6 protein-coding genes are annotated in these 7144 nt (G+C 72.9%); 2 read left to right on the plus strand and 4 right to left on the minus strand.

Annotated elements, in window-relative coordinates; all coding sequences use genetic code 11:
- Positions 1 to 344: 344 nt before the first annotated feature.
- Both ACWDCZ_RS30215 and ACWDCZ_RS30220 read left to right on the plus strand, forming a co-directional pair.
- On the plus strand, positions 345 to 1850 hold the full coding sequence (locus tag ACWDCZ_RS30215) for a glutamate--cysteine ligase (RefSeq protein ID WP_449817486.1): 1506 nt from the start codon (positions 345 to 347) through the stop codon (positions 1848 to 1850).
- Between the two features lie 95 nt (positions 1851 to 1945).
- Positions 1946 to 2734: a CPBP family intramembrane glutamic endopeptidase gene (locus ACWDCZ_RS30220; RefSeq protein ID WP_049655508.1), complete on the plus strand. Its 789-nt coding sequence runs from the start codon at positions 1946 to 1948 to the stop codon at positions 2732 to 2734.
- Here ACWDCZ_RS30220 and ACWDCZ_RS30225 read toward each other — a convergent pair.
- The 4 genes from ACWDCZ_RS30225 to ACWDCZ_RS30240 form a co-directional block, all read right to left on the minus strand.
- Positions 2712 to 3239: an HAD domain-containing protein gene (locus tag ACWDCZ_RS30225; RefSeq protein ID WP_449817484.1), complete on the minus strand. Its 528-nt coding sequence runs from the start codon at positions 3237 to 3239 to the stop codon at positions 2712 to 2714. The genes ACWDCZ_RS30220 and ACWDCZ_RS30225 overlap by 23 nt on opposite strands.
- A gap of 100 nt (positions 3240 to 3339) precedes the next feature.
- Positions 3340 to 4602 carry an MFS transporter gene (locus ACWDCZ_RS30230; RefSeq protein ID WP_449817485.1) on the minus strand — a complete coding sequence of 421 codons (1263 nt, stop codon included), beginning with the start codon at positions 4600 to 4602 and terminating at the stop codon, positions 3340 to 3342.
- Between the two features lie 163 nt (positions 4603 to 4765).
- On the minus strand, positions 4766 to 5467 hold the full coding sequence (locus tag ACWDCZ_RS30235; RefSeq protein ID WP_049655503.1) for a dienelactone hydrolase family protein: 702 nt from the start codon (positions 5465 to 5467) through the stop codon (positions 4766 to 4768).
- 57 nt (positions 5468 to 5524) lie between these two features.
- Positions 5525 to 6937, minus strand: coding sequence for a sugar porter family MFS transporter (locus ACWDCZ_RS30240; RefSeq protein ID WP_074004470.1), 1413 nt, complete (start codon positions 6935 to 6937; stop codon positions 5525 to 5527).
- Between the last annotated feature and the right edge of the window lie 207 nt (positions 6938 to 7144).

The following is a 7144-nucleotide window of genomic DNA, read 5'->3' on the forward strand; positions in this document are numbered from 1 at the left end:
CGAGTGCGGCATACCGGCGTGGCGGGGCGACGCGTCGTCGGTGACGGGGCCGGGCCGTGTCCGGTTGTGCAGGATCGCGGTGCCGGCGCGGTCGCCGCCTCGACGAGGGCTTTCGGGGCGAGGCGGACCGGCCGGAGCGCTGTGCGAATTCGAACAGGTGCGCAGGGTGATCTGTTTATCACAGGCTGTGGTGTCGGGCAAGTCCACAGTTCGTCTGATTTTCCGTCAGATGCCTTGCATTGCAAGCCAGTACGCACGTTCGGGTATCGATCTTCGCGGTGGGCATCATGCTTGCACGGTCGGTCGACCGGGTGCTCGACGGGGTGGCTCTGGAGGAGGGGACCGTGGGCGAGAAGGTCGTGGCGACTCGGGCGGAACTGGCGGACCGGCAGCTCTACCGGCGCAAGCTCCACACGTGTCTGGACGTGCTCGGACGGATGATCCGGGAGGACCGCTTCGACCGGCCGCGGGCGGTGATGGGCCTGGAGATCGAGCTCAACCTGGCCGACGAGCAGGGCCTGCCGGCCATGAACAACGCGCAGGTGCTGAGCGCGATCGGCTCCAGCGACTTCCAGACCGAACTGGGCCGCTTCAACATCGAGGTCAACATCACGCCGCACCGGCTCTGCGGGCACGTGTTCGAGGAACTGCGCGAGGAGATCGACACCGGGCTGCGCTACGCCGACCGGCAGGCGGCCGAGGCGGGCGCCCGGATCGTCATGGTGGGCATCCTGCCGACGCTGGAGCACGCCCACACCGGGCTGGACGCGATGAGCCACAACCAGCGGTACAGCCTGCTCAGCGACCAGATCCTGGCCGCCCGCGGGGAGGACATCGCGCTGGACATCGAGGGCGTCGAGCACCTCCAGCTGGAGTCGATCACCATGGTGGCCGAGGCTGCCGCCACCTCGCTCCAACTGCACCTCCAGGTGACCCCGCAGCGGTTCTCCTCGGTGTGGAACGCGGCCCAGGCGATCTGCGGGCCGCAGCTCGCGCTCGGCGCCAACTCGCCCTTCCTGTTCGGGCGGGAGCTGTGGCGGGAGACCCGTCCGGTGCTCTTCCAACAGGCCTGTGACACCCGTACGGCGGAGCTCAAGGCCCAGGGCGTGCGCCCGATCACCTGGTTCGGCGAGCGCTGGGTGGACTCGGCGTACGACCTGTTCGAGGAGAACCTGCGGTACTTCCCCGCGCTGCTGCCGATCTGCGACGACGAGGACCCGATGAAGGTGCTGGCCTCCGGCGGTGCGCCCAGGCTCGCCGAGATGCGGCTGCACAACGGCACCATCTACCGCTGGAACCGCCCGGTGTACGACATCGCGGGCGCGGTGGCGCACCTGAGGGTGGAGAACCGGGCGCTGCCGGCCGGGCCGACGGTGGCCGACACGCTCGCCAACGCCGCCTTCTACTACGGACTGGTGCGGGTGCTGGCCGAGCAGCCCCGGCCGATCTGGACCCGGCTGCCGTTCGAGCGGGCGGACGAGAACTTCCAGCAGGGCGCCCGGTACGGCATCGACGCGGTGTTCCAGTGGCCGCGCTCGGGGCGGGCCGGGCGCGGCGGCGGGCTGCAGACCGTGTCCGCGGTCGACCTGGTGCTCAACGAGCTGCTGCCGATGGCCTACCAGGGGCTGGACGAGTGGGGCGTGGAGCCCGCCGACCGGGACCGCTACCTGGGCATCATCGAGCAGCGCTGCCTGCGCCGCACCAACGGCGCGTCCTGGCAGACCGCCACCTTCCACCGGCTGCGCGAGCAGTACGGGATGGACCGGCCGGCCGCGCTCGCGGCGATGACCAGGCGCTACGCCGAACTCATGCGCGGCGGCGAGCCGGTGCACACCTGGCCGGTGGGCTGAGCCCTCCCCGTCGGGGCGGTCCGGCGGCTGTGTCAGGATGATCGCTCCGGTGGTCGGCCGACGGCCGGAGCGACCGCCCGTCCGCTGGAGCCCCCGTGACCACCGTCCCGACCGCGCCGGAGACCGCGAAGCCCACCCGTCGGCTGTTCGGCGCGGAGCTGCTGATCGTCCTCGGCCTCTCGCTCGGGGCCAGCGGGATCAGCGCGCTGATCAGCTTCACCGGCTCGCTCACCGAACCGCTCAAGCTCGGCCAGCAGGTCGCCACGCTGAACGGCTCGCGGGCGCCCGGGCGGCCCTGGCTGGACCTGGTGTGGCAGCTGTACTACATCGGGCGCGGGCTGATGCCGGTGGTGCTGGTCGGGTACCTGCTGGTGCGCGAGGGCGTCGCGCTGCGGGTACTGGGCTTCGACCTCGGGCAGAAGCTGCGCGACCTGGGGCGGGGCGCCGCCGTCGCGGCCGCGATCGGCGGGTCGGGGCTGGCGCTCTACCTGGCCTCGCAGGCGGCCGGGTACAACCTGACGGTGGCGCCGTCCGGGCTGCCGGACGTGTGGTGGCGGGTGCCGGTGCTGCTGCTGTCGGCCTGGCAGAACGCGATCCTGGAGGAGGTCGTCGTCCTCGGCTACCTGCTGCGCCGGGTGGGGCAGGTCGGGTGGTCCTGGCCGGCGGCGGTGGCCGCGAGTTCGGTGCTGCGCGGCTCGTACCACCTCTACCAGGGGGTCGGCGGGCTGGTCGGCAACATGGTGATGGGCGCGGTGTTCTGCCTGCTGTACCGGCGCTGGGGGCGGGTGATGCCGCTGGTGGTGGCGCACGCGCTGATCGACACGGTGGCCTTTGTCGGGTACGCGCTGCTGGCCGGGCACGTCAGCTGGCTGCCGACCCCTTGAGCGACCGCGCCCGGCCGCGCGGCGGACGGGCGAGCAGCCGGTCGACGTGCCGGCGCTCCAGGCCCTCGCCGGGGTCGACGGGCAGCAGCAGGCGGTCCCGGCGCAACCGGGAGCGGCGGACCAGCCGCGGCGGGATGACGTCGTCCACCCAGGCGAACGGCCGGCCGGCGGCGTAGCGCAGCAGCGGGGCCCACTTGGCGGCGGAGAACAGCTCCATCAGCGGGACGCGCGGGTCGCCGGGCTGCGGGACGTAGCCGGTGAAGGTGACCACCGGGAGCGGGTCCAGGCCGATCGCCGGGGCGATGTGGGTGTTCGCGTTCTCCTCCCACGTCGTCGCCCAGACCAGGTCGTACGTTCCGGCGAGTTCGCGCAGCCAGGCGCCGTGCCGGGCGGACAGCAGGACGGTGTAGCCGAACAGGGTGTGGGTGTCGAACCCGGCGTCCGGGTGGGGGCGGACCGGGTTGAGGACGCCGTCGACGTCCAGGAACAGCAGTGGCTTCGGCACCGGTGGCCCCTCGGAGACGGTGGTGTTTCCTGACACTTCGGACGTCACCCGCGCACCTGCGGTTGCCCACGGGCGGGCGCACGCGGGGCGCACAGGGGGCTCACGGAGCGGGCGCGGGCTCGCTGACGGGCACCGGTGCGTCCGTCGTGCCCCGACGGCTCAGCCGGCGCACCTGCGGGTCCAGCAGGACGACCGCGCTGAGCACCAGACAGGCGGCGGCGCACGCCCAGAGCGCGCCCGACAGGCCGAGCGCCACGGCGGCGGGGCCGGCCAGCGCGGTGCCGACCGGGGCCAGCGAGTAGGAGCCGAGTTCGTCGTACGCGGTGACCCGGGAGAACATCTCCTCGGGTATCTCCTGCTGGAGCGCGACCATCCAGTTGACGCCGAAGACGGTGACGCCGACGCCGGACAGGAACATCGCGACGACCAGCAGTGGCAGTGGCACCTCGGCGGCGAGGGCCAGGGCGGGCACGCCGAACAGGAAGACCCCCCAGTTGCCGACCAGCAGGATCCGGCGCGGCCGCCAGCGCGTCATCAGCACGCCGGTGGCCACCAGGCCGACGCCGTAGGCGGCCATCGCCAGGCCCCAGGCGCCCGCCCCGCCGAGCCGCTCCTTGGCGGCGGTCGGCCCGTACACCGATTCCACCGCGTTGATGCAGGCGACCAGCACCGAGAACTGGAGCACGATCACCCAGAGCCAGCGGCGGGAGGCGAACTCCCGCCAGCCCTCGCGCAGGTCGCGCAGCATGCTGCTGCCGGAGGACGCGGGGGCCTTCTCCGGCTCCAGGAAGAAGCGGAGGGCGGCGGCGAGCAGGAAGCACAGGGCGTCCAGCGCGAGCACCCAGCCCGGGCCGACGAGGGCGGTGAGCGCCCCGCCGAGGGCGGCGCCGCCGATCTGGGAGGCGTTGAGGCCCATCCGGAAGACCGCGAAGGCGCGGGCGGCATGCTCCTGGGGGACGGCCTGCATGATCATGCCGCCGGAGGCAGGGGAGTAGAGGGCGTAGCCGGCCCCGCCGGCCGCGGAGAGCGCCAGCATCTGCCAGAGCCGGACGTCACCGGTCAGCACCAGGGCGGCCAGGACGGCCTGGGAGACCCCGCTGAACACGTTGGCGGCGACCATGATCAGGTGGCGCGGCAGCCGGTCGGCGAGGGTGCCGCCGACCACCATCAGCAGGACGGTGGGCACCAGCCGGGCGGCGGTGACGTAGCCGACCTCTGTCGTGGTGCCGCCGGTGCCGAGCACGGCGAAGGCGGTGGCGATGGGGGCGCCGGCGTTGCCGAGGCCGCTGACCACGGTGGCGGCGGTCTGGATGCGGAAGTTGCGGCTCGCCCAGGCGAAGCGGCGTGAGGGTGGGGTCGGCACCCGGAGACTATGCCGTGGGGGCGTACGGGTGTCCATCCGGTTGTCGTACCGGGGCGTCGGAAGGGTGGGGTTTCAGCCGAGCTAGCCCCGTCGGCCGAGTCCGCCCAGTCGGCCGAGGTGGCCCCGAACGTCGAGGGCTGCCCCGCCGGCTGTGCCGGCCCCGTCAGCCGAGGTGGCCCCAGAGGAAGGTGACGGTGCGGCGCCAGGCGATCCGGGCCTGGAGCGGGTCGTAGGTGCCGATCAGGTTCTCGTCGTTCATGAAGGCGTGCCCGGCCGGGTAGAAGTGGATCTCCGGGCGGACGTCGGTGGCCTCGCCGATCCGGATCGCCGCCTCGTCCACGGCGGCCATCGGGATCGAGCCGTCCAGCTCGCCGAAGTGGCCGAGCACGTGGGCGGTCAGGCCGCGGTAGTCGAAGTCCGGGTCGGGCGGCAGGCCGTAGAACGGGACCACGGCGGCCACCCTGTCGCCGGCCCGGGCGGCCAGCAGCAGCGCGAAGCCGCCGCCCATGCAGAAGCCGACCACGCCGACCGCGTCGCCGACCACGCCGTCCAGCGCGAGCAGGTGGTCGACCGCCCCGGCCAGGTCCTCCACCGCCCGGTCGACCGGCAGCTCGCGCCGGAAGCGGGCCGCCTCGGTGCCGTCGTGGGTGGTGGCGCCGCCGAACAGGTCGGGGGCGAGGACGGTGAAGCCCTCGGCGGCGAAGCGGTCGGCCATGTCGGCGATGTGCGAGGTGAGGCCCCACCACTCCTGCACCACCACCAGGCCCGGTCCGACGCCCTGCGGCGGGCGGGCCAGGTAGCCGTGCGCGGTACGGCCGTTGCTCGGGAAGGTGACGTTCTGCCGGGAGCCGCCCTGGTCAGGCATGGCTTCCTCTCGGTGGGTCGGGCCGCGAGCGGCGGGAGTTCGGCGGGGCGGTCCGGGTCAGCCCATCTCCTCCAGGGCGCGTCCCTTGGTCTCCTTGATGCAGAAGGCCACGAACGGGATGGAGAGCAGCGCGAAGGCCGCGTAGATGACGTACGTCGCGGAGAGGTTCCAGTCGGCGAGGTCCGGGAAGCTGACGGTGATCGCCCAGTTGGCGATCCACTGCGCCGAGGCGGCGACGGACAGCGCCAGCGCGCGGATCCGGTTGGGGAACATCTCGCCGAGCAGGACCCAGACCACCACGCCCCAGGAGAAGGCGAAGCAGAGCACGAAGACGTGCGCGGCGACCAGGGCGACGGTGGCGTGGGTGTTGTCCAGGGTGGCGGTGTCGCCGGTGCCCTCCCGGTAGGAGAACGCCCAGGCGGCGGTGCCCAGCGCGGCCGCCATGCCGATCGAGCCGGCCAGGGCGAGCGGCTTGCGGCCGATCCGGTCCACCAGGGCCATCGCGATCACCGTGCCGATCACGTTGATGATCGAGGTGGAGAGGCTGATCAGCAGCGAGTTGGACTCGTTGATGCCGACCGACTGCCACAGCAGGGACGAGTAGTAGAAGATCACGTTGATGCCGACGAACTGCTGGAACACCGAGGCGCCGATGCCGACCCAGACGATCGGCAGCAGGCCGAAGCGGCCGCCCATCAGGTCCTTCATCCGGGGCTTGTGGCTGGACTCCAGCACCGAGCGGATCTCCGCGACCCGGGCGTCCAGGTCCACGCCCTCGCCCTCGACCTCGACCAGCACCTTGCGGGCCTGCTCCTCGCGGTGGTCGGCGATCAGGAAGCGCGGCGACTCCGGGATGGCGAGCGCCATCAGCCCGTACACCAGGGCCGGGATGGCCTCGACGCCGAGCATCCACTGCCAGGCCTGGATGCCGCCGAGGTGGTTGGTGGACTCGCCGCCGGCGGCCTGGTTGAGGGCCCAGTTGGCGAGCTGGGAGACGGTGATGCCGAGCACGATCGCCATCTGCTGGAAGGAGGCGAGCCGGCCGCGGTACGCGGTCGGGGCGACCTCGGCGATGTAGGTCGGGGCGATCACCGAGGCGATGCCGATCGCGATGCCGCCGACCACGCGCCAGGTGGCGAGGGTCTCGATGTTCGGCGGGAACATCGAGCCGATGCCGCTGGCCGCGAACAGGGCGGCGGCCAGCAGCATCGTGCGGACCCGGCCGAGGCGGTCGGCGAGCCGGCCGGCGATCACCGCGCCCACCGCCGAGCCGAGCAGCGCGATCGCCACCACGAAGGCGGTGGTGCCGTGGCCGACCCCGAAGTGCTTCTGGATGCCCGTCACGGCGCCGTTGATCACCGCGCTGTCGTAGCCGAACAGGAAGCCGCCCATGGCGGCGGCCGCCGAGATGAACACCACGTGGCCGAGGTGGGCCTCGCCGGCCGCCCGTTGGCTGTTGACTGAGGACACGCGCGCTCCCGGGGGTGGACGGGCCCGCTCTGACGCCGAGTGGGCAGGGCTCGTCTCACATTCGAGCAGCGCGGCGGCCGACCTGCCCGAGGGGGCGGCCGACCGGGTGATCCGGGGTCAGTGGGCGGCGCGCGGCCGCTCGGTGCGCCGGTCGACGGTGCGCGGGAGGTCGGCGCGCGGGGTGTCGCCCACGGGGCCGGCCGCGCC

Source organism: Kitasatospora sp. NPDC001225 (genome assembly GCF_053597855.1).

Bases quoted from the DNA above. Each gene is read 5' to 3' on its own strand.
- ACWDCZ_RS30235 (WP_049655503.1), bottom strand. From the start codon at position 5,467: ATGCCTGACCAGGGCGGCTCCCGGCAGAACGTCACCTTCCCGAGCAAC.